The following is a 21226-nucleotide window of genomic DNA, read 5'->3' as shown; positions in this document are numbered from 1 at the left end:
ACATGGCGTTGGTTTAGCCACAACCCGAATCGTAATTACATGCGTAATCCTTCCCTTTATATCTTCCTTATAGTACTCATTGTCCTTGACGCCTGGCTTCTGGCACACCCAAATATCGTCGGTAAAGCGGGCATATTCTTTTTTGATTACGGTGCTATTGAGACCTTTCCAAAGGCACTGGGTACCGTTTCGCTGGTTGTGGTTGTAGCAGCGCTAATGGCTTGGGGAATCCGGCAATTGAGCCAACCGTTGTGTATTGGCATTACCATTGCCTTACTGGCCGGGGCGATTTACTATCTATTTCAGAGCTTTACACAGTATAATACGGGCATTTATAAACTAACCGGGGCGGGGTTTCGGGCTGGAGCCATCCTGTTGCCAGGATTAGTTGTGCTAGTATTAGGGGAGAGTTTACTAAGGCGATTACGTTAGGCATTTAACAGACTGCAACCCACTGCTTACTAAAAAAATAAGTTTATGGCTTCTGCCTCTATTGTTAAGCAAGTCGAAATTCGAAACCGAAGAGCTTCGTTTGAATACGCGTTTCTGGAAACGTTTACGGCTGGTATTGTACTAACCGGTACCGAAATTAAATCCATTCGGCAGGGAAAAGTGAATTTGCAGGACGCCTACTGTCTCATTCTCAACGATGAGTTGTTTATCCGGCAAATGAGTATTGCCGTGTATACGGAAGGAACGCATTACAACCACGAACCCCTGCGGGACCGTAAACTTCTGCTTACCAAACGGGAGATACGAAAGCTGAATGAAAAACTAAAAGACCAGGGTCTTACCATTGTGCCAACCCGTTTATTTACCAATGAACGTGGATTTGCCAAAGTCGATATTGCGCTGGCTAAAGGAAAGAAATTATACGACAAACGCGACAGTATTAAAGAGCGTGAAGTAGAGCGGGATATGCAGCGCGAGCGGTACTGATAAATTTTTCACAATTCTTGACCTTATGTGGATAACTCTGTAACTTGCTACCGTACAGTGGCATCTAAACGTAACATGGGCAGGAAAGTATTAGTCTTAAATCAAGATTACAGTGCGCTCAGCATATGCTCCGTTCCAAAAGCATTCCTGCTGGTTTATTTGAACAAAGCTGAACTCGTGGCCGAATCAGAGCAGTTTATGCTTCGAACCGTATCCGCCGAGTTTCCAATGCCAACGGTCATCCGGCTTCACCGCTACATTAATTTGCCGTACAAAGGTGTAATGCTTACCCGGCAAAATATCTTCAAACGTGACGGCTACCATTGTCAGTACTGCGGTACTGCCGACGATCTGACGCTCGATCATGTAATGCCAAAGTCGAGGGGTGGAAAAACCAGTTGGGATAATCTGTCAACAGCCTGTAAAAGGTGTAATTCCAGGAAAGGAGACTTCACCCCCGAAGAAGCCAATATAAAACTGCGCCAGAAACCGTTTAAACCTACGTTTCTGGTTTTTTTGCGCGAATTTTCCGGTACTATTGAGCAAAGTTGGATGCCTTTTCTGGCAAAGAAAGAAAAAGCCTTCAATTGAACGCGTAAACCACAAAAAGTCGGGGTGGCATACCAACTGGTATGCCACCCCGACTTTTTGCGTGTTTTGATACCTTACTCCCTCAATTTCAAAGAGTATTCTCTATTCCTAAACTTTTTTCGGATAGCAATTACTATCTTTGCAGTCCTTTTTCGAGAGGATCATTTTTTACAACTAAAAGTCAGCCTGCCATTGACCTACGGGCTGATGTACTGAGTGGGTCAGGAAACTTTTTTATGAGCAAAACGCAGCAACGCGAACTGCCGGCATTCGACTGGGATCGGGCAGACAACAAAGGATTTGGGACTGGGTATTCGGATGACGAGCGCAACCGGATGTTAGAACTGTACGACAATACATTGTCGGAGGTTAAGGAGAAGGAAGTAGTAATGGGTACCGTCGTTGGGATAACAGATCGGGAAGTATTACTTAATATCGGCTTTAAGTCGGATGGCTTGGTGCCTGCTTCTGAATTTCGGGATATTCCGGATCTGAAGATGGGTGACGAAGTGGAAGTGTATGTAGAGAATCAGGAAGACCCCAACGGCCAGTTGGTTCTATCGCGCAAGAAAGCGAAAGTAATCACTGCCTGGCAGAAAATTCAGAAGGCACTGGACGAAGACCTCGTTATTGATGGATTCGTAAAACGCCGGACGAAAGGTGGTCTGATCGTTGATATTTATAGTGTTGAAGCGTTCTTGCCTGGTTCACAAATCGATGTGAAGCCAATTCGAGATTTCGATATCTTCGTTGGTAAGAAAATGGAAGTGAAAGTGGTTAAGATCAATTATGCTAACGACAACGTCGTCGTTTCGCATAAAGTCCTGATCGAGAAAGATCTTGAAGCACAGCGCGCTCAAATCCTGAATAACCTTGAGAAAGGTCAGGTACTGGAAGGCGTTATCAAGAATATGACCAACTTCGGAGTGTTCATCGACCTTGGCGGTGTAGATGGTCTGTTGCACATCACGGATATCTCGTGGGGTCGTATCAGTCACCCCTCCGAAGTCCTTAATCTCGACCAGAAAGTCAACGTTGTTGTACTTGATTTCGACGAAGACAAGAAGCGGATTTCGCTGGGCATGAAGCAACTACAGGCTCACCCCTGGGATGCTTTGGCTGAAGAAATCCAGGTCGGTTCGAAAGTGAAAGGTAAAATCGTTAATGTGGCTGATTACGGCGCATTCCTCGAAATTCAGCCTGGTGTTGAAGGCCTTATTCACGTATCGGAAATGTCGTGGTCGCAGCATCTGCGTAACCCACAGGAATTCCTGAAAGTAGGTGATGAAGTAGAGGCTCAGGTACTCACGCTTGACCGGAACGACCGTAAAATGTCGCTCGGCATCAAACAACTGACTGAGGACCCATGGACTCGTCCAGAACTGCGGGCTAAGTACGCCGTCAGTACTAAACATAAAGGTACGGTACGTAACCTGACCAACTTCGGCTTGTTCCTGGAACTGGAAGAAGGGATTGACGGTCTGGTACACGTGTCTGACCTTTCCTGGACGAAGAAAATCAAGCACCCTTCGGATTTTATAAAAGTTGGCGACGAACTGGAAGTTGTTGTTCTGGAACTGGACGTGGACAACCGTCGTCTGGCATTGGGTCACAAGCAGCTTGAAGAAAATCCATGGGATACCTTTGAAACCGTGTTTGCCGTGGGTACAGTACACAAGTGTACTATCCTGAGCAAGAATGATAAGATGGCTACCCTTGAGTTACCGTACGGTATTGAAGGTTTCTCTTCCCTGAAGAATCTGTCCAAAGAAGACGGTACGTTTGCTGAAGTTGGTGAATCCCTCGACTTCCGCGTAACTGAATTCTCGAAAGACGAGAAGCGTATCATGCTGTCGCACTCGAAGACGTGGCAGGAGCAGAATGAGCCTGTGAAAGAGCAGAAGGCCGCAAAAGCTGCAACTGCCAAGGCTACTCCTTCGGCTCCTGAGCGTGGTGCTACCTTAGGTGACATTGATGCATTAGCCGCATTGAAAGAGCAACTGGAAGGACGTAACTAGAGCGTTCATCCATTTATACCGAAAGCCCCTGACTTTTCAAGTACAGGGGCTTTTTTTGGCTATACCTTTTACCAATACCGGATAAAATCGTATGTTTGCACTCCCAAATGCACGGGAAGCCATGCATTTGGGGTTGAATAAGGTTCCGTGGCCGAGTGGCTAGGCAGTGGTCTGCAAAACCTCGTACAGCGGTTCGAATCCGCTCGGAACCTCTTCGAAGACATATTATATAGCTATTTGCCATTTTGCTGATACTCACGCTGGGGTTAGCAAAATGGCATTTTTTATGGTGTGAAAGTAGTTCGATTATGCAATGCTATCTGCGTTTGTAGCGCATAATTATTGAGTTAATTAGAAACAATATAAATAAAAAAGCGTGAAAAATAACTAAACACCAATTTTTGCCTATACAGCAATCGTGTCGTACTTTTGGGGTCAATAAAAAAGCAGTAGTGATTATGTTGATTCACTCAATTAATGTAGTTCGTAAAATGAGTTATGTATATAAACTCAGCAGTGTTGTCTTTCTGTCTTTAATGTTGCTGGTTTTCAGCAATCATGTGAAAGCGCAGGACTCAACTGCTGGTGGCGCACCTGCCGCTGCTGCTCCAGCGGGCGGTGGCGATGCTGAGAAAGGAAAGACCCTGTTTACCAATAACTGTGCCCAGTGTCACGCGGTAACGGGAGAGAAGGTTGTAGGACCAGGTCTTAAAGGAATTGAAGAGCGGGCACCTAGCCGGGATTGGTTGCATAAGTGGATCCGGAACTCATCGGCCGTTATTGCTAGTGGTGATGCGTATGCCAATCAGGTATTTAATGCAAACGGTAAAGTGCAAATGCCGAGCTTCCCCGGTTTGTCGGATGCAGACATTGATGGTATGCTCGCTTACATTGATCAGGCGAGTAAACCAGCACAAGAGGCTTCCTTGGAGGCAGGAAAAGACACTAAAAATGCAGGTGGTGTGGGTAATTCAGGTGGAACTTCAATATCAAGTGGCGGGCCTTCCGAATTGTTCACGTTCGTTCTGGTGGCGTTGCTGATTGTTATGCTGCTGGTGCTGGGTGTTTTACTGGTTATCGTGACTATACTGTCTAAAGCCGTATCGCCGGTTACAACGGAAAATATACAGACGTCGTCATTTGGTCAACGGCTTAAAACGGGTATGTCAGATGCCTTTAATAACCCGACACTTCGTTCAATCGTTATCATCCTGTTTTTATTAGTGGCAACGAAAGAAACAATTGATGGTGCGTATAGTATTGGTATTCAAAAGGGATATGCGCCAAAGCAGCCAATTGCCTACTCGCATAAACTACACGCAGGGCAGTACAAAATTGATTGTAACTACTGTCATACAGGTGCTCAGAAAGGGAAAAGCGCTACTATTCCGGCGGCAAACATTTGTATGAACTGCCATGGCGTGATTAAAAAAGAATCGCCAGAAATTCAGAAGATTTACGCGGCTATCGAAACCAACCGGCCGATTGAATGGGTCCGAGTTCACAACCTGCCCGACTTGGCTTACTTCAACCACGCTCAGCATGTAAACGTGGGTAATGTGCAGTGCCAGACTTGCCATGGCGAAATTCAAAACATGGAAGTAGTAGAGCAACGCTCATCGCTGACAATGGGCTGGTGTATTGACTGTCACCGTCGTACGGAGGTAAACACCAAAGACAATGCATACTACGATAAGTTAGTAGCTATTCATCGGAAGGAAAGCAGCGAACCGCTTAAAGTGGCCAATATTGGTGGTCTGGAGTGTTCCAAGTGTCACTATTAATCAATCTGATAATAAGCAATGTATAATGGCGAATAAGTCAGTCATTGAATAATACTTATCGTAAACTATACATTTCATTTTAACCATTGCCGCATACAACAAGCATGGAAAATACATCTAAACGGTATTGGAAAGGGGTTGAGGAATTACGTAATGATGCAACGTTTGTTAAAAACGCCAATAGCGAATTTGCTAATCCTGACTCAATTGAATCCTCGAAGGACCTAAATGGTTTGCTTGGAGGTTCAGATACTCAACGCCGTGACTTTCTGAAAGTAATGGGCTTCGGTATGGCAGCCGTTACATTGGCCGCCTGCGAAGCACCCGTTCACAAGGCAATACCCTATATTAATAAACCAGAATTTACGTTCCCGACGATTTCTGATTATTACGCATCAACTTTCAGTGAAGGGGGCGATTACGCTGCGGTTCTTGTGGAAACCCGAGAAGGAAGGCCTATAAAGATTGAAGGCAATCAGCAATCAAGTGTATCGAAAGGGGGGACAACTGCTCGTGTTCAGGCATCCGTTCTTTCGCTTTATGACATCGATAAGCTGAAAGGTCCTAAGCGGGGAGATGCTGACATTGATTGGGCAACAGCAGATCGGGAAATCGTTAACCAGCTCAACTCAGTTGCTGGAAAAAATGGTGCGATTCGTATTATTACGTCAACTATTTTGAGTCCGACTACGAAAGCAGTTGTGGCTGACTTTATAACTAAGTATCCAACAGCCCGTCATATTACGTATGATGCTTACTCAGTTGCTGGTCTGATACAGGCTAACCAGAGTTCCTTTGGTAAAGCAGTTATTCCTTCTTACGATTTCAGCAAGGCAGATACTATTGTAAGTATCAATGCTGATTTTCTGGGTTCTTGGATTGCCCCCATCGAATTTATGAATGCCTATGCTAAAGGGCGTAAGATTGGTGCTATCGGTGGCGGTAAAAAAACGATGTCTCGGCATTATCAATTTGAGACGGGTCTTTCAATGACTGGTTCCAATGCTGATTATCGTACTGCTATCAAGCCATCTCAGGAAGGACTAGTTGTTGCGGCTCTGTACAACAAAGTAGCAGCTAAGTTAGGTGGTACCAGTATTGGTACAGCATCTGTTGAGGTTGCAAATCTGGATAAAGCTGCTGCTGATCTGGCTAATTCACGCGGTAAAGCGTTAGTTATATCCGGCTCGAATGATCCAAATGTACAGACCGTTGTTAACGCCCTGAATGGCCTGTTGGGTAATTACGGAACAACGATTGATATTGATACGCCGGTTAATTACCGCCAGGGTAATGACCAGCAAATGAATGCCTTCATTAATGAGGCTAAAGCAGGTCGGGTTGGTGCTGCCCTGTTCTTTGGAGCTAATCCCATCTATGATCATCCCCGCGGTGCTGAGTTAGCTGAGGCTCTCCCTAAAATAGCCTTATCTGTTTCTTTTGCTGATAGAGCTGATGAAACGGCATCTTTAACGAAATACATTACACCTGCCCCCCACTACCTGGAATGCTGGAACGACGCTGAGCCAAAACAGGGCTATTATAGCCTTACCCAGCCAGCCATCACGAATATCTACAAGACACGACAGTTCCAGTCCAGCTTATTGACTTGGGCCGGTAAACCAAACGATTATCAGGTATACCTGAAAAATTACTGGGAGACCAACTATTTTCCCGAAACGGAAGAGTTTAGTTCCTTCGAAAAGTTTTGGGTACAGAGTTTGAATGCTGGTGTATTTGAACCGAACAGCGGTCAGGTCTCAGGGGGCGGGGCTGCTTTTGCTGGTAATGTTGCTGCTGCCGGTGCTGCCATTGCTCAACGGTATAAGCCAACCACGGGTATGGAGTTAGCTTTATACGAATCAGTTGGTATCGGCACGGGTGCAATGGCCAACAACCCTTTTCTTCAGGAATTGCCCGATCCCGTCTCGAAAGCCTGCTGGGATAATTACGCAGCTCTTTCGCAGAAGACAGCTCATGATATGGGGCTTGCGCAAAATGACATGGTTACGGTATCTGTGAACGGAAAGTCTATTGATTTGCCGGTGCTGATTCAACCTGGTCAGGCAGACAATACTGTTTCTGTAGCTATCGGGTATGGGCGCGAAAAAGGAGGCAAGTCGGCCAATGGTGTTGGTAAGAATGCCTATCCGCTTGCTATGATAGCCAATGGGTTTGTTATGTATACGGCTTTCAATGTGAAAGTCGAAAAAGCCAGTGGTTCCCATGTCATTGCTCAGACGCAGACACACGATACTGTAATGGGTCGTACGGCTGTGTTGCAGGAGTCGCGTCTGGCATCGTACCAGAAGAATCCCAAGGCGGGCCGGCATGAGCCTAAAGTACAAACATCGAAAGGAGAAACCGACGCTACCGACATTACCCTTTGGGATGGTTATGGAAAACCGAACCATTCATGGGGCATGATCATCGACCTCAACTCATGTATCGGTTGCGGTACCTGTGTCGTTGCGTGTAATGCAGAAAATAACATCCAGGTTGTAGGTCGCCAGGAAGTAATCAACCGGCGCGAGATGCACTGGATGCGGATTGACCGCTATTACAGCAGTGATGCAGAGGCCGAAGATTTCTCCGCGCTCGAAGTAGCTTCGGCTAACCCGGAGGTTACGTTTCAGCCAATGCTATGTCAACACTGTAGCAATGCTCCTTGTGAAACAGTATGTCCGGTTCTAGCCACTACCCACAGTACAGAAGGGTTGAACCAGATGACATACAACCGTTGCGTCGGTACGCGCTACTGTGCTAACAACTGTCCTTACAAAGTTCGCCGATTCAACTGGTTCAAATACACCGATAACGACAACTTCGATTATCAATACAATAACGATTTGGGTAAAATGAGCATCAATCCTGATGTAACTGTCCGGTCGCGTGGGGTAATTGAAAAATGCTCATTTTGTGTACAACGTATTCAGGAGGGTAAATTAACGGCTAAAAAAGAGCGTCGCCGGTTGGAGCCAGATGAAGTACAAACTGCTTGCTCGCAGGCATGTCCAACAAATGCCATTATTTTTGGGGACATGAACAACCCGATAAGTACCATTTCTAAAATATTAATGGAGGAGCGGGAAGGCAGGGCATTCCATGTACTAGAAGAAATCAACGTTAGGCCACAAATCTCGTACCTGACGAAGATTCGCAATAAGGACGAAGAGCTATCAAAGGAAGCGAATAAAGAAGTACACGCATAAATCAATCGAAGTGTACGAATCAGGAACTGTAATGACTGAAACATTATTTTTCCACAAATCGTAAGTTTCAAATAATAACTATTGTAGATATATGTCGCATGTTACATCAGCCGTAAGACCTCCTCTCGTTACCGGTGGCAAGACTTATGCCGACGTTACGGAGGATATTAGCCGACAGGTTGAAGGCGCTCCCACTCGCGAGTGGACTATAGCTTTTACCATTGCGGTGGTTGTGCTCATCTACGGAACTGCCTGCGTCTTCTGGACGTGGTGGGAAGGGCTGGGTGTTTGGGGATTAAACAAAACCGTTGGTTGGGCATGGGATATCACAAACTTCGTTTGGTGGGTTGGTATCGGTCACGCCGGTACGCTTATTTCCGCCATTTTGCTTCTATTCCGTCAAAAGTGGCGGACCGCTGTCAACCGGGCAGCTGAGGCCATGACTATCTTTGCGGTCTTATGTGCTGCCAGCTTTATCCTGATGCACATGGGGCGGCCCTGGTTGGCTTATTGGGCACTGCCTCTACCGAACACCTTTGGTTCACTCTGGGTAAATTTCAAGTCCCCGCTTGTTTGGGACGTGTTTGCCATTAGTACTTATTTTACGGTATCACTTGTGTTCTGGTACATGGGTCTTATCCCTGATTTAGCTACGATTAGAGACCGGGCCAGAAGTAAAGTATCAAGATACATTTATGGTGCTTTTGCCATGGGCTGGAATGGTTCTGCCAAGACGTGGGCCCGTTATGAATACATGAGCCTGATTCTGGCTGGTCTGTCGACCCCACTGGTACTTTCTGTACATACTATTGTGAGTATGGACTTTGCCACATCGGTTATTCCTGGCTGGCATACGACTATCTTCCCGCCTTACTTTGTAGCAGGAGCTATTTTCTCTGGCTTTGCCATGGTACAGAATTTGGTTCTGATTATCCGGGTTGTATTCAAGCTTGAAGACTATATAACCATTGAGCACATTGAGTCGATGAATAAAGTTATCACGTTGACGGGCTCAATTGTAGGTGTCGCTTATTTAACCGAGTTTTTTATTGCCTGGTATTCAGGGGTGGAGTTTGAAAGTTATGCGTTCATTAACCGCGCAACGGGTCCTTACTGGTGGGCTTACTGGACAATGATGACTTGTAATGTGATTACACCCCAGCTTTTCTGGTCGCGGGCAATCCGACGGAGTATCGTCTGGACATTTGTGTTGTCTGTTGTTGTGAATATAGGTATGTGGTTTGAGCGGTTTGTTATTATCGTAACATCGTTGCATCGGGATTATCTGCCATCAAGCTGGGCGATGTTTCACCCAACCTTGTTCGATATAAGTGATTATATTTTTTCCTTTGGCTTTTTCTTCACGTTGTTCCTGCTGTTTTCTAAATTTCTGCCTGTAGTAAATATGGCTGAAGTCAAAGCGGTTATAAAGTCATCGTCAGAACGATTACCAGTATCAGTTTCGGGCGTTGCAAAAGGAGAGCGTGTGGCTAATCCAACGTTCAATAAAGACGTAGAATAGAATAACGAGAATTTTAGGTAAACACTGAGATAAAAATAGTATGTCAGACGTACATGGTAGCGGTAAATTTCTAGTCGGCATTTTCGATGACGATGACGTAGTGTTACAGGCCGTTAAAGAGGTGAAAAATGCAGGCGTACGAATTCATGAAGTGTACACACCGTTCCCAATTCACGGCCTTGACATTGCGCTTGGTCATCCCCGTAGTCGCCTGGGGATAGCTGCATTCATGTTTGCTTTGTCAGGAACACTCACTGCACTAGCTTTTACATACTATACCGAGGGTTTTGACTGGCCAATGATAGTAGGGGGCAAGGACCCATACTCGCCAATTATTTACGTACCGATTATATTCGAATTGACCGTCCTGTTTTGTGCGCTTGGAATGGTAGGAACTTTCTTGATATCAAACGGAATGGGACCAACCGTAAAGCCACTCATGTATGATTTGCGGACGACTGATAACAAATTCGCGATGGCCATTGACTTAAGTAAAAATAGTATCGTTGAAGGCGACATTGAACAGATATTGAAAGATTCAGGAGCCGCAGAAGTAAACGTTAAGCAGTTTTAATAGCAAGGATAGTGATGATTACTAAACATACAGGCATAACAATACTGGCATTGGCTGGACTGATACTCGGAGGAAGCTCCTGTGAGAAAGGTCATAATGACACTGGTCTTGTGTATGCCCCTCAGATGTATGAATCTGTAGGCTATGAGCCTTATCGGCAGATTCGCCCTAATCCAATAAATCCGGAAGGCCTAAATATGCGCCTTCCTGCTAAGGGAACAGTTAGCCGTCCAAACTACCGCACAACATTTGGTGAAGGTGCATTTGAAACAACCGACATGATGATGTATAATATCCCAGCGGATAGTATAGGCATTGCAGAGCGCGTTCTAACTAATCCTATACCAGATTCTGAGAAGGCATTGGCGGAAGGGCAGATTCTATATACCCGTTATTGCAGCCACTGTCATGGAACTACCGGTAAAGGAGATGGTCCAGTTGCCAAGCAGTATAAAGGTGTTCCTAACTACTCGACGGATGCCTACAAAACGATGAACGACGGGCATATTTTCCATGTGATAACGCATGGTAAAGGGCGTATGTGGCCTCATGGTTCACAAATTACACCAGACGACCGGTGGAAAATTGTGCAGTACGTACATAAATTACAACAAGGATAAATTTAGTTTTTAGTTGAAGGTCTTCGATAGATACGTATCGAACCCAAACTGATAACCACTAACTGAAAACTGTTAAGAATGGCATCGGCTCACGCAATAGCTTCTTTAGACGAAGAATTTGAATTTACCGCAGAAACCAAGCGCCGACTTTTAATTGGCATTGGCACTGGGGTTGCTCTGGTAGCAATAGGAGCTTTCCTGTTAGCATCAGGTGTTGGTTCTCACGAAACGACATTAGCTGCTCATGAGGGTGGTACCATCGAAGCAGGGCATCATGCATACAAATGGACAAACCGCTTGTGGGCCAATGTATGGTTAAACGGTATTTATTTCACGGGGGCATCCGTTATTGGAATGTTCTTTATGTCGTATAACTATTTGGCGCAAGCAGGCTGGTCTGTTGCCTTCAAACGTGTTTCTGAGGCCTTACCTGCTTATCTCCCAATTATGGGTCTTGTTATAGTAGCAACGTTTTTCATTGCAGGCCATGACTTGTTTCATTGGACAAACCCGGGATTGTATGATAAAGCAAGTTCTGAGTACGATCCAATCATTGCAGGAAAGTCAGGCTTTTTGAACACACCATTCTACGTAGCTCGCATAATCCTATACTTTGCTTTATGGTATGGCCTGTGGAGAATGATCCGTAATTTCTCCCTGCAGGAGGATTTACACGGTGGAACTGAATACTATGAAAAGAGCGTAAAGTTCGGAACAGCTTTTTTGTTAGTTTTTGGTGTGACTTCGTCTACGTCAGCATGGGACTTTGTTATGTCTATCGATACACACTGGTTTAGTACTATGTTTGGTTGGTATACACTGGCTAGCTGGCACGTTACAGGACTAGCTGTAATTACCCTAACAGTAGTTACGCTTAAAGAACGGGGCTATATGCAGTGGGTAAATGAAAGCCATCTGCATGACCTCGGTAAGTTCATGTTTGCCTTTACAATTTTCTGGACTTATGTATGGTTTGCGCAATTTATGCTTATTTACTATGCCAACTTGCCAGAGGAAACTATTTACTATCGCGAACGCTTTAGTGGTTATGGGGGGATTTACAAAACTCCGTTTTTGGTAAATATATTCCTGTGTTTCGTTGCTCCCTTCCTGATTTTAATGACGAGAGATGCAAAACGCACCTACAGTATTTTGAAGTTAGCTGCCTGGTGTATCCTGATTGGCCATTACTTTGATTTTTATGTCAACATAATGCCGGGAACAGTAGGTGAGCATGGTGGGTTTGGGCCAATGGAGTTCGGAATGATTTTGATCTTTGCCTGTGGTTTTATCTGGGTAATTTATTCTCAGTTGGCGAAAGCCAATTTAGTCCCGAAAAACCATCCGATGCTGGAAGAAAGCCTGCATCATGATATCTAACAATAACCGTGAAAGACAATGGTTTTTATAGTCGCTTTTTTGATAATAGTATTTCTGGGTATTGGTTCGGTGCTTGCATCACGAATGGCAAGCGTCATAAAGAACGTAAGTAATGGTGATGCTAAAGAAACAGGAGAGGTGCGTATTGGATTAAGTAATCGTATTAACGGTATACTTTTCCCTGTCTTCTTTGTGTTAGGTTTGATTGCTGCTACGTGGTCATTTCTTCATGCAAAACAATATTTCCTGCCAGAAGCTGCATCACCACATGGTCGTCATACCGACTTTCTGTTTTGGCTGGGCATGAGTATCATTACAATAGCTTTTGTTGTTACAAATGCCTTATTGTTCATTTTTGCCTGGCGGTATCAATACAAGGAAGGACGTAAGGCTTCGTATTACCCGGAAAACCACAAACTGGAATTGATCTGGACCGTTATTCCGGCAGTTATAATGGCCTTGTTAGTCTTTACAGGATGGAGGGCATGGCGCGATATTATGGCCGAAGCCCCAGAAAATGCACAGGTTTTTGAGATAGTTGGAAAACAGTTTAACTGGATTGTCCGCTACCCAGGTGTTGATAACAACAAACTGGGTGCATACAATTACAAACTGATTGATAGTAATAATGATACAGGTATAGACTACGCAGATGAAGCGTCATTTGATGATTTCGTTTCAACATCTGAATTACATATTCCAGCCAATAAGCCAATACTGCTAAAGATTCGTGCCCGTGACGTCTTGCATAGCGTTTTTATCCCACATTTACGGGTAAAGATGGATGCTGTACCTGGCATGCCAACTCGTTTTCAGTTTACAGCTGATAAGACAACGGACGAAATGCGGAATATTACCGGTAACCCCGACTTTACATACGAAATTGCTTGTACTGAAGTCTGTGGTCAGGGGCATTTTTCAATGCGTATTCGGTTAATCGTAGAAGACGAGGCCTCATGGCTTGCCTGGTGCAGAGAACAAAAACCATTGCTGACTTCAACCCCTGAATTGGCAGCTCGTATTCCGGCAAACCTGAAGGCAAAGGCAGCTAAATACTTACCTGCTGATGTAACGGCGGCTCCTGCCGATAGTTCTACAGCATCTTTAAGCGTAAGTGGAGCAGCAATTGCAAGTTCAACACTTCGTTAATTTAAAAACCTACTTTACAACAACAAAATACTATGTCGACTGTATCAACTAACTCGGCAACTGTGGCTCATGCAGTAGAGCAGGACCACCATGAACCGCAAAGTTTTTGGCGTACATACATTTTCTCGGAAGACCACAAGACTATTGCCAAGCAGTATTTGATCTCAGGTATCTTTTGGTCAATCATTGGTATTAGTATGTCAGTTATATTTCGTCTTCAACTGGGCTTTCCAGGAATGAAGATGGAGTTTTTGCGGCCAATTTTAGGCTCCTGGATTAATGAAACAGGTAAGCTTGACCCTGATTTTTACCTGGCACTGGTCACTATGCACGGAACCATCATGGTATTCTTTGTATTGACCGCCGGTTTGAGTGGTACGTTCTCCAACTTTCTTATACCATTACAGGTTGGAGCGCGAGACATGGCTTCAGGCTTTTTAAACATGTTATCCTACTGGTTCTTTTTCGTAGCCAGCGTTATCATGTTTTCTTCCCTGTTGATTGAAACTGGTCCTGCTGCGGGAGGATGGGTAATTTACCCACCACTTAGTGCGTTACCACAGGCACACAAAGGATCGGAGCTGGGAATGACGTTGTGGCTAATCAGTATGGCTCTCTTCATTGTATCGCAACTTTTGGGGGGTATAAACTATATCACAACTGTAATCAACTTACGGACCCGTGGGATGTCTTTCAGCAAGCTACCACTAACAATCTGGGCATTTCTACTAACGGCTATACTGGGTCTAATTTCATTTCCCGTATTACTATCGGCAGCGTTGTTACTGATTTTTGACCGTAGCTTCGGGACAAGCTTTTACCTGTCGGAGATTTATATCAAAGGTGAAGCATTGCCTAACGTAGGAGGTAGCCCAATTTTGTTCCAACACTTGTTTTGGTTCCTGGGTCACCCTGAGGTGTATATTGTATTGTTGCCTGCATTGGGAATGACTTCCGAAATCATTGCAACTAATTCCAGAAAGCCAATTTTTGGCTATCGGGCTATGATTGCATCTATGATTGGGATAGCGTTCCTGGCGTTTATCGTATGGGCTCACCACATGTTTGTAACGGGAATGAATCCATTCCTGGGTTCGATATTTATGTTCCTGACGCTTATTATCGCTGTTCCATCGGCCGTAAAAGCATTCAATTACATCACGACGCTTTGGCGGGGTAACATCCGGTTTACGCCAGCCATGCTATTCTCCATTGGTCTGGTATCGTTCTTTATTTCGGGTGGTTTGACGGGTATTATTCTGGGTAACTCAGCGCTTGACATCCAGTTGCACGATACGTACTTTGTAGTAGCTCACTTCCACTTAGTGATGGGAGCCGCATCAGCTTTTGGTTTATTGGCAGGTGTATACCATTGGTTCCCCAAGATGTTTGGTAAATTGATGGATGAGAAACTGGGCTATATCCACTTTTGGCTGACATTCATTGGTATCTATCTGGTATTTTTCCCAATGCACTATATTGGCATAGCGGGTTTCCCCCGTAGATACTACGCATTCACGAGTTACGACTTTACGAAAAATATCTTCGCTGATATGAATAGCTTCATAAGTCTGGCGGCCATTTTTACCTTCACAGCCCAGTGGGTATTCATCTACAATTTTGTGAATAGCCTTATCAGAGGTAAGAAATCGCCACAGAATCCGTGGAAATCCAATACGCTTGAGTGGACTACTCCTATAAAGCCTGGACATGGTAACTGGCCGGGTGAAATTCCTGCTGTTTATCGCTGGCCTTACGATTATAGCAAGCCTGGAGCAAAGGATGATTTTATTCCACAGAATGTACCCTACTCACAAACACCAGAGTCTAATCTGCCTCACGAGAATGAGTTGATTAGTCTGGAAAAAGAAATAGAGGCCCAAAACCTGAATGACCAGTTTAGCCAGCCTCACTGATAAGCGGGAACAGCGATTCCAGAACTTGTTGCTACTGACGATAATTTTAGTCTATCTGCTGATACTGGCGGGTGGTATTGTTAGGGCAACAGGATCTGGGATGGGCTGCCCTGATTGGCCAAAGTGTTTCGGACGTTGGATTCCACCAACCGAGTTTTCTCAATTACCACCGAATTATCAGGAGATTTACGGAGCCAAACTCAAAGGCGAAGTTGAATTCAACGCTGTAAAAACCTGGATAGAGTACGCCAATCGACTGCTGGGTGTACTAGTTGGTTTCTCTGTTTTCGGCACCCTATTAGCATCCTTGACATACTGGAAGAGCAAAAAAGCTGTCGTTTTGGGGAGCTTAGTCTCCTTTTTCCTGGTCGGTGCCAACGGATGGCTTGGTTCACGTGTAGTAGCTACAGAGTTAGCGCAATACATGATAACCGCACACCTACTCTTAGCTGTTTTAGTTGTATTCGCACTTCTGTTTGTACTAGTGCGTTCTAGGAAAGGTTATTTACCTATAAAAGGCCAATACAGTGTAGGAAACGGAGTTCGATGGTTATTGATTATTGCGATTAGTTTAACTCTCACACAGATACTATTAGGCACTCAGGTAAGAACGGCACTCGATGCTGTAATAAGAGGAGTTGGTTACACGCAACGTGAAACTTGGATTAGCCAGTTAGGTCTGGAATTTTATATCCATCGCTCTTTCTCTCTGGCAATTTTAGTGATCAACCTTATACTGTTTTATCAACTGCGGAAAATTGGCAAAGTAGATTGGTTTAGGTGGATACCAAGCGTGTTGATAGCGTTCATAATGCTGGAAATAATGACTGGTGTTCTAATGGCTTATTTAAGTGTACCAGCGTTGCTACAACCCATTCATCTACTACTGTCCATTGCCGTCGTCGGATTACAATTTGTGGCTTTGTTGTTAAAGGAGGTAAGGGCGAATGTTAGGCGAGTACCGGAGCAATCCCGGTTAGTAAAAATATAGCATGCAAAAATCAATAGCATTAACTGATATAAGTGATAAAATCAGGGCATACGTTGAACTGATAAAACTGAAGCTGACACTTGCCGTTGTATTCTCTGGGGTATTTGGCTATTGTCTAGCAATTGATACGGTTAATTGGTGGAAAATACTTGCACTGGTCGTTGCTTCAATCAGTATCACGGGAGCGGCTAACATTATTAATCAAATTATTGAAAAGGACTCGGACAAAGTAATGAAACGGACAGCCGTTCGGCCGTTACCCACCGGAAGACTCTCAGTAAAAGAGGCTACTGTATTTGCGTTTTTACTTTTTGGCATTGGTTGTTATTTGTTCGTAGACGTGTTTAACATTAGGGCGGCTGCACTGGCAGTACTGTCCCTGTTGCTATATGGATTTGTTTACACTCCCCTGAAGCGTAAGGGGCAGATAGCCGTATTCGTAGGTGCTTTACCAGGAGCATTCCCACCCATGATTGGCTGGGTTGCCGCTACTAACCATTTCGGCTGGGCACCCGGAATATTATTTGCCATCCAATTTTTCTGGCAGTTTCCTCATTTTTGGGCAATAGGCTGGCTGGCATTCGACGAGTACAAGAAAGCAGGCATTCAAATGATGCCGGGTGAAGGGAAAACAACTGAAACCGCTTTCAGAATAATGATATATACCCTATTCCTAATTCCGGTAGGCTGGTTGCCCTACTTATTGGGAATGACCGGCATAAATTCAGCCTTGGTTGCTATGGTCGGCGGAATCTTGTTTCTAGCCCAAACGTTTCACTTAATGAGAACATGTACTGATAAGGCAGCTCTGCAAATGATGTTTGGATCGTTGCTCTACCTGCCGCTGGTACAGATTGTTTATCTTTTCGATAAAGTATAACAACAAAACCATGAGCGAAGCAATTAGTGAAATTTCAGTACTGGAAGAGCCACAGGAAACGCTCTCGATGAATCCCCGGAAGTTTATCCTTTGGCTATTCATCGTAAGCATTATCATGCTGTTTGCGGCAATGACCAGCGCGTATTTAGTAAGGAGGGCAGAGGGAAACTGGTTGGAATATGACATCCCGCCAATTTTTTCGTATAGTTCTATTGTATTGGTGTTAAGCAGCATTACCATGCATTGGGCATATATAGCAGCAAAAAAAGATAAGTTTGGCACCCTGAAGACAGCGATAACTATTACTTTTGTGCTTGGTGTAATCTTTCTGTACATGCAGTTTCAGGGCTGGATAGATCTGGTTAACCAAAACGTGTTCTTTGTTGGAAATCCAGCTGGATCGTTCATGTACATCTTTACGGGACTACATGGCTTTCACCTAATATCTGGCCTGATAGTTTTACTGGTGGCATTAATAGCCTGTTTTAGATTGCGTATACACGCCAAAAGTTTGAATCAGATTGAGATTGCAGTTGCATATTGGCATTTTTTAGACATTTTGTGGTTGTATTTGTTTTTCTTTTTAGTCTATTTTCATTGATAATTTCTTAGACGCATGGCGGCTACTGTAACCCACGATACCCTGACCACTGAGCCGGACCAAGTGTTCGACAAAAAAACCTGGATGGGCGGTGTTGAACCCATGAAAGTGAGCTACGGCAAACTGATGATGTGGTTCTTCCTTATTTCCGACACATTTACGTTCTCGGCCCTGCTGGTTACGTACGGATTGATTCGGTATAGTTACCCGTCCTGGGATCCGGCTATTTTTGGTGAGGTATTCAAGTTTTCGAACTTGTACTGGCCAACGCCTGAGATGGTGTATGCCTCTCTCCCTTTTTTGCATGGGGTAAATGCTCCACTAATTTTTGTGGGCATTATGACGTTTATTCTTATTTTCAGCAGTGTTACTATGGTGTTAGCCGTTGAGGCAGGCCACCGGATGGATCAGGCTGATGTGGAGAAATACATGCTGTGGACAATTTTGGGTGGGTTTGCTTTCCTCGGTAGTCAAGCTTGGGAGTGGTCGCACTTTATTCACGGAACTGAAACAGGTACGACGATAACGGAGATTATCAACGGGCAGAATGTACAACGTACTATATTCGGTGCTAACCTCGTCGAAAACCAATACGGTCCCCCTGCCTTTGCTGATTTGTTTTTCTTCATCACTGGTTTCCACGGAACGCACGTATTGAGTGGTGTTATTTTGAATATCCTAATTTTTTACCGGTCGGCAACGGGTTTGTATCAAAAACGGGGACACTATGAAATGGTTGAGAAAGTAGGTCTTTACTGGCACTTTGTTGATCTTGTTTGGGTGTTTGTATTTACGTTCTTCTATCTGGTTTGACAAATTTTTTATACTGATGACTGATCATACACACGGAACCCACGAAGTTGGCGAGATTCCACCCGCTAATACAGGAGCCATCTGGCGTACATTCTGGATTTTGCTAGGTATTACTGTAGTCGAGTTTACACTTGCTTATGTTATGAAAGCTGGTGGTCTCAGGACCGCATTCTTTGTCATCATGACACTTGTGAAAGCCTTCTACATTGTTGGCGAGTTCATGCACCTTAAGCATGAAGTGAAAAGCTTGATTTGGGCAATTGTGGTACCAATAGCGTTTATAGTATGGTTGCTGACTGCACTTCTTATGGAAGGCGGCTCAATTTTTCAGTTAAGATAAATTATGAAGGTTTTTAGGAAAGCCGGAATCCTGCTCGCTACGCTGCTGGTTCCGGCTTTGCTGTATCTTTTTCTACGGTATAGCACGCAAAATCATTATGTGTTGTCCCGTTATTTGCCCAAAATAGACTCAGCTAGAGGAGAACCCTTGATGGGGAAAGTTCGTTTACCCGACGGTAGCGTAATAACCGATACTATCTATAATCGTATTCCCCCCTTTCAACTCATCGATCAGGACGGAGACACGGTAAATCAATCGATCGTAAAAGGTAAAATTTACGTAGCCGATTTTTTCTTTACCCGTTGTACCACGATCTGCCCCCGTATTTCTTCGCAGCTTACTAGGGTACAGGATATATTTATAAACAATCCTACTATCGTTTTTCTATCGCACACAGTTGATCCAGCGCACGACCGACCGGAACAACTGAAAGCGTACGCTAAAAAATACGATGCTATACCCGGCAAGTGGTATTTTTTGACGGGTAGCAAAACCCAGATTTACGATTTGGCCATGCACGGTTATTATTTGCCTACGGTTGATGCGGGCTTAAAGGAAGGGAATCCGGACGAAACTTTTATCCACAGCGAAAAGTTGGTATTAGTAGATAAGGAAGGTATTGTGCGTGGATTCTACGATGGTACAGATAAAGAGGATGTCGATAAATTAGTGCTCGAAATTCGGGTTTTACTTGACATTTACAGCAAAGAATAAGTAAGCAGTATGGAAGCATTGCAACCCGTTAAGGAGCAGAAAGCGAACCGGATAATCAATATCCTGGCTCTGGCAATTCCTATTGCGGTGGCAGTGTTGTTGGGCATTCGCCAGAAAGTCGATTTAGGTAGCTGGACAACGTACTTGCCGCACATTAATGGCGTTCTTAATTCCGTTACATCCCTGCTACTGTTGACTGGGTTCTACTTCATCAGACAAAAGAATGTGGAAGCGCACAAGCGTACGATGCTGATGGCATTCATACTTGGGTCTCTATTTCTGGTTAGCTACGTGTTGTATCATCTGACAAACGAATCAACTGTTTATGGTGGACAGGGCTGGATTCGTCCTGTGTATTATTTTCTACTAGTATCGCATATTGTACTATCGGTTGTTGTTGTATGGTTTGTACTAAGAGCCGTATATTTAGCGATGAGTGGTCAGATTGCTAGGCATAAGCAGACGGTGAAGTATGCTTTTCCAATCTGGCTTTATGTTAGTACTACGGGAGTAATCGTGTATTTGATGATTAAGCCTTTTTACGTTCATTAACCTAATTGACGAAATGAGAAGTTGGAAAGTGTGGTTGTTGATAGGTGCTCTACTGATTATCATGCCGGACTTAATGGCTCAGTGCGCTATGTGCCGGGGAACGGTAGAAAGCACAGTAAGTAACGGTCGAAGCGGAGTTGCATCGAATCTCAACTTAGGTATCTTATATTTATTTGTGGCTCCCTACCTTATTGTTGCCACCATTGGCTACCTATGGTATCGGAATAGTAAACAGGAGCATGGAAGACGTCTCGAAATTGCAGGCCGTGTCAAACGGGCTATGTCCCAGATGTAGAAAAGGGAAAATATTTAAGAGCCCGTTCTATTCCCTAAGGAAATTTGATGACATGTACGAACTCTGTCCGCACTGCGGATTGCGTTACGAAGTCGAACCAGGTTACTTCGTTGGGGCTATGTATGTAAGCTATGCCGTTTCTGGAGGAATTGCTCTGGTGCTGGGCTTTCTGCTTTTTTATTTGGGAAACGACCCCCAGGGCTGGGTGTATGCCGCAGTTATCGCTCCCGTAATGGTACTGATTGCACCCATTAATTTTCGAATATCACGCGTTGTCTGGTTGCATTATGTGGCAGGTATCAATTATGTAAAAGGGCTTTAATAGCCCTTTTTTT

Annotated in this window: 21 protein-coding genes and 1 tRNA gene; all 22 read left to right on the top strand. The window is 44.4% G+C overall.

Annotated elements, in window-relative coordinates:
* Positions 1-39 precede the first annotated feature (39 nt).
* A complete protein-coding gene (locus B156_RS0106230) occupies positions 40-432 on the top strand; it encodes a hypothetical protein (protein WP_018618799.1) in 393 nt (130 codons plus the stop codon).
* Between the two features lie 45 nt (positions 433-477).
* The gene (gene smpB, locus B156_RS0106225) at positions 478-939 is read left to right on the top strand and encodes an SsrA-binding protein SmpB (RefSeq protein ID WP_018618798.1); all 462 of its coding nucleotides are present in this window, start codon (positions 478-480) and stop codon (positions 937-939) included.
* 75 nt (positions 940-1014) lie between these two features.
* On the top strand, positions 1015-1530 hold the full coding sequence (locus tag B156_RS0106220) for an HNH endonuclease (protein WP_018618797.1): 516 nt from the start codon (positions 1015-1017) through the stop codon (positions 1528-1530).
* A 236-nt stretch (positions 1531-1766) separates the two neighbouring features.
* Positions 1767-3548, top strand: a complete 1782-nt coding sequence (gene rpsA / locus B156_RS0106215; RefSeq protein ID WP_018618796.1) for a 30S ribosomal protein S1 — start codon at positions 1767-1769, stop codon at positions 3546-3548.
* A 141-nt stretch (positions 3549-3689) separates the two neighbouring features.
* Positions 3690-3760 (top strand) — tRNA-Cys (locus B156_RS0106210).
* A 246-nt stretch (positions 3761-4006) separates the two neighbouring features.
* Positions 4007-5332 (top strand): c-type cytochrome, encoded by a 1326-nt coding sequence (locus B156_RS0106205; RefSeq protein WP_018618795.1) that lies wholly within the window; start codon positions 4007-4009, stop codon positions 5330-5332.
* Between the two features lie 104 nt (positions 5333-5436).
* Positions 5437-8544, top strand: coding sequence for a TAT-variant-translocated molybdopterin oxidoreductase (locus B156_RS0106200; protein WP_018618794.1), 3108 nt, complete (start codon positions 5437-5439; stop codon positions 8542-8544).
* A 91-nt stretch (positions 8545-8635) separates the two neighbouring features.
* Positions 8636-10066 (top strand): NrfD/PsrC family molybdoenzyme membrane anchor subunit, encoded by a 1431-nt coding sequence (gene nrfD, locus B156_RS0106195; protein WP_018618793.1) that lies wholly within the window; start codon positions 8636-8638, stop codon positions 10064-10066.
* A gap of 40 nt (positions 10067-10106) precedes the next feature.
* Positions 10107-10640 (top strand): DUF3341 domain-containing protein, encoded by a 534-nt coding sequence (locus B156_RS0106190; RefSeq protein ID WP_018618792.1) that lies wholly within the window; start codon positions 10107-10109, stop codon positions 10638-10640.
* Positions 10641-10654: 14 nt separating this feature from the next.
* The gene (locus tag B156_RS0106185) at positions 10655-11260 is read left to right on the top strand and encodes a c-type cytochrome (protein WP_018618791.1); all 606 of its coding nucleotides are present in this window, start codon (positions 10655-10657) and stop codon (positions 11258-11260) included.
* A 78-nt stretch (positions 11261-11338) separates the two neighbouring features.
* Positions 11339-12640 carry an LTA synthase family protein gene (locus tag B156_RS0106180; protein ID WP_018618790.1) on the top strand — a complete coding sequence of 434 codons (1302 nt, stop codon included), beginning with the start codon at positions 11339-11341 and terminating at the stop codon, positions 12638-12640.
* An 18-nt stretch (positions 12641-12658) separates the two neighbouring features.
* Positions 12659-13789, top strand: coding sequence for a cytochrome c oxidase subunit II (locus tag B156_RS0106175; protein ID WP_018618789.1), 1131 nt, complete (start codon positions 12659-12661; stop codon positions 13787-13789).
* 32 nt (positions 13790-13821) lie between these two features.
* Positions 13822-15705: a cytochrome c oxidase subunit I gene (locus tag B156_RS0106170; protein ID WP_018618788.1), complete on the top strand. Its 1884-nt coding sequence runs from the start codon at positions 13822-13824 to the stop codon at positions 15703-15705.
* Positions 15680-16696: a COX15/CtaA family protein gene (locus B156_RS0106165; protein WP_018618787.1), complete on the top strand. Its 1017-nt coding sequence runs from the start codon at positions 15680-15682 to the stop codon at positions 16694-16696. The genes B156_RS0106170 and B156_RS0106165 overlap by 26 nt, the downstream gene beginning before the upstream one ends.
* A 1-nt stretch (position 16697) precedes the next feature.
* Entirely contained in the window at positions 16698-17576 is an 879-nt protein-coding gene (gene cyoE / locus B156_RS0106160) for a heme o synthase (RefSeq protein WP_018618786.1), read from the top strand.
* Positions 17577-17586: 10 nt separating this feature from the next.
* Positions 17587-18177 carry a cytochrome c oxidase subunit 3 gene (locus B156_RS0106155; RefSeq protein ID WP_018618785.1) on the top strand — a complete coding sequence of 197 codons (591 nt, stop codon included), beginning with the start codon at positions 17587-17589 and terminating at the stop codon, positions 18175-18177.
* A 15-nt stretch (positions 18178-18192) separates the two neighbouring features.
* Positions 18193-18990: a cytochrome c oxidase subunit 3 gene (locus B156_RS0106150; protein ID WP_018618784.1), complete on the top strand. Its 798-nt coding sequence runs from the start codon at positions 18193-18195 to the stop codon at positions 18988-18990.
* A 16-nt stretch (positions 18991-19006) separates the two neighbouring features.
* Positions 19007-19330, top strand: a complete 324-nt coding sequence (locus B156_RS0106145; protein ID WP_018618783.1) for a cytochrome C oxidase subunit IV family protein — start codon at positions 19007-19009, stop codon at positions 19328-19330.
* A gap of 3 nt (positions 19331-19333) precedes the next feature.
* Entirely contained in the window at positions 19334-20044 is a 711-nt protein-coding gene (locus B156_RS0106140; protein ID WP_026260638.1) for an SCO family protein, read from the top strand.
* 9 nt (positions 20045-20053) lie between these two features.
* Positions 20054-20596 (top strand): DUF420 domain-containing protein, encoded by a 543-nt coding sequence (locus tag B156_RS0106135; RefSeq protein WP_018618781.1) that lies wholly within the window; start codon positions 20054-20056, stop codon positions 20594-20596.
* A 13-nt stretch (positions 20597-20609) separates the two neighbouring features.
* A complete protein-coding gene (locus B156_RS32085; protein WP_018618780.1) occupies positions 20610-20891 on the top strand; it encodes a hypothetical protein in 282 nt (93 codons plus the stop codon).
* A 52-nt stretch (positions 20892-20943) separates the two neighbouring features.
* Positions 20944-21213: a DUF983 domain-containing protein gene (locus B156_RS28845; RefSeq protein WP_040585159.1), complete on the top strand. Its 270-nt coding sequence runs from the start codon at positions 20944-20946 to the stop codon at positions 21211-21213.
* The last annotated feature ends 13 nt before the right edge of the window (positions 21214-21226 follow it).

It is taken from the genome of Spirosoma luteum DSM 19990, assembly GCF_000374065.1.
Taxonomy (GTDB): Bacteria; Bacteroidota; Bacteroidia; order Cytophagales; family Spirosomataceae; genus Spirosoma; species Spirosoma luteum.
Note: the sequence above shows the minus strand (reverse complement) of the source record. Positions and strands in the feature narration are given on the sequence as shown.

What these genes read in the sequence shown, in the direction of transcription:
- B156_RS0106230 (WP_018618799.1), top strand. Translation starts at nt 40, where the DNA reads ATGCGTAATCCTTCCCTTTATATCTTCCTTATAGTACTCATTGTCCTT.
- smpB (WP_018618798.1), top strand. Translation starts at nt 478, where the DNA reads ATGGCTTCTGCCTCTATTGTTAAGCAAGTCGAAATTCGAAACCGAAGA.
- B156_RS0106220 (WP_018618797.1), top strand. Translation starts at nt 1,015, where the DNA reads ATGGGCAGGAAAGTATTAGTCTTAAATCAAGATTACAGTGCGCTCAGC.
- rpsA (WP_018618796.1), top strand. Translation starts at nt 1,767, where the DNA reads ATGAGCAAAACGCAGCAACGCGAACTGCCGGCATTCGACTGGGATCGG.
- B156_RS0106205 (WP_018618795.1), top strand. Translation starts at nt 4,007, where the DNA reads ATGTTGATTCACTCAATTAATGTAGTTCGTAAAATGAGTTATGTATAT.
- B156_RS0106200 (WP_018618794.1), top strand. Translation starts at nt 5,437, where the DNA reads ATGGAAAATACATCTAAACGGTATTGGAAAGGGGTTGAGGAATTACGT.
- nrfD (WP_018618793.1), top strand. Translation starts at nt 8,636, where the DNA reads ATGTCGCATGTTACATCAGCCGTAAGACCTCCTCTCGTTACCGGTGGC.
- B156_RS0106190 (WP_018618792.1), top strand. Translation starts at nt 10,107, where the DNA reads ATGTCAGACGTACATGGTAGCGGTAAATTTCTAGTCGGCATTTTCGAT.
- B156_RS0106185 (WP_018618791.1), top strand. Translation starts at nt 10,655, where the DNA reads ATGATTACTAAACATACAGGCATAACAATACTGGCATTGGCTGGACTG.
- B156_RS0106180 (WP_018618790.1), top strand. Translation starts at nt 11,339, where the DNA reads ATGGCATCGGCTCACGCAATAGCTTCTTTAGACGAAGAATTTGAATTT.
- B156_RS0106175 (WP_018618789.1), top strand. Translation starts at nt 12,659, where the DNA reads ATGGTTTTTATAGTCGCTTTTTTGATAATAGTATTTCTGGGTATTGGT.
- B156_RS0106170 (WP_018618788.1), top strand. Translation starts at nt 13,822, where the DNA reads ATGTCGACTGTATCAACTAACTCGGCAACTGTGGCTCATGCAGTAGAG.
- B156_RS0106165 (WP_018618787.1), top strand. Translation starts at nt 15,680, where the DNA reads ATGACCAGTTTAGCCAGCCTCACTGATAAGCGGGAACAGCGATTCCAG.
- cyoE (WP_018618786.1), top strand. Translation starts at nt 16,698, where the DNA reads ATGCAAAAATCAATAGCATTAACTGATATAAGTGATAAAATCAGGGCA.
- B156_RS0106155 (WP_018618785.1), top strand. Translation starts at nt 17,587, where the DNA reads ATGAGCGAAGCAATTAGTGAAATTTCAGTACTGGAAGAGCCACAGGAA.
- B156_RS0106150 (WP_018618784.1), top strand. Translation starts at nt 18,193, where the DNA reads ATGGCGGCTACTGTAACCCACGATACCCTGACCACTGAGCCGGACCAA.
- B156_RS0106145 (WP_018618783.1), top strand. Translation starts at nt 19,007, where the DNA reads ATGACTGATCATACACACGGAACCCACGAAGTTGGCGAGATTCCACCC.
- B156_RS0106140 (WP_026260638.1), top strand. Translation starts at nt 19,334, where the DNA reads ATGAAGGTTTTTAGGAAAGCCGGAATCCTGCTCGCTACGCTGCTGGTT.
- B156_RS0106135 (WP_018618781.1), top strand. Translation starts at nt 20,054, where the DNA reads ATGGAAGCATTGCAACCCGTTAAGGAGCAGAAAGCGAACCGGATAATC.
- B156_RS32085 (WP_018618780.1), top strand. Translation starts at nt 20,610, where the DNA reads ATGAGAAGTTGGAAAGTGTGGTTGTTGATAGGTGCTCTACTGATTATC.
- B156_RS28845 (WP_040585159.1), top strand. Translation starts at nt 20,944, where the DNA reads ATGTACGAACTCTGTCCGCACTGCGGATTGCGTTACGAAGTCGAACCA.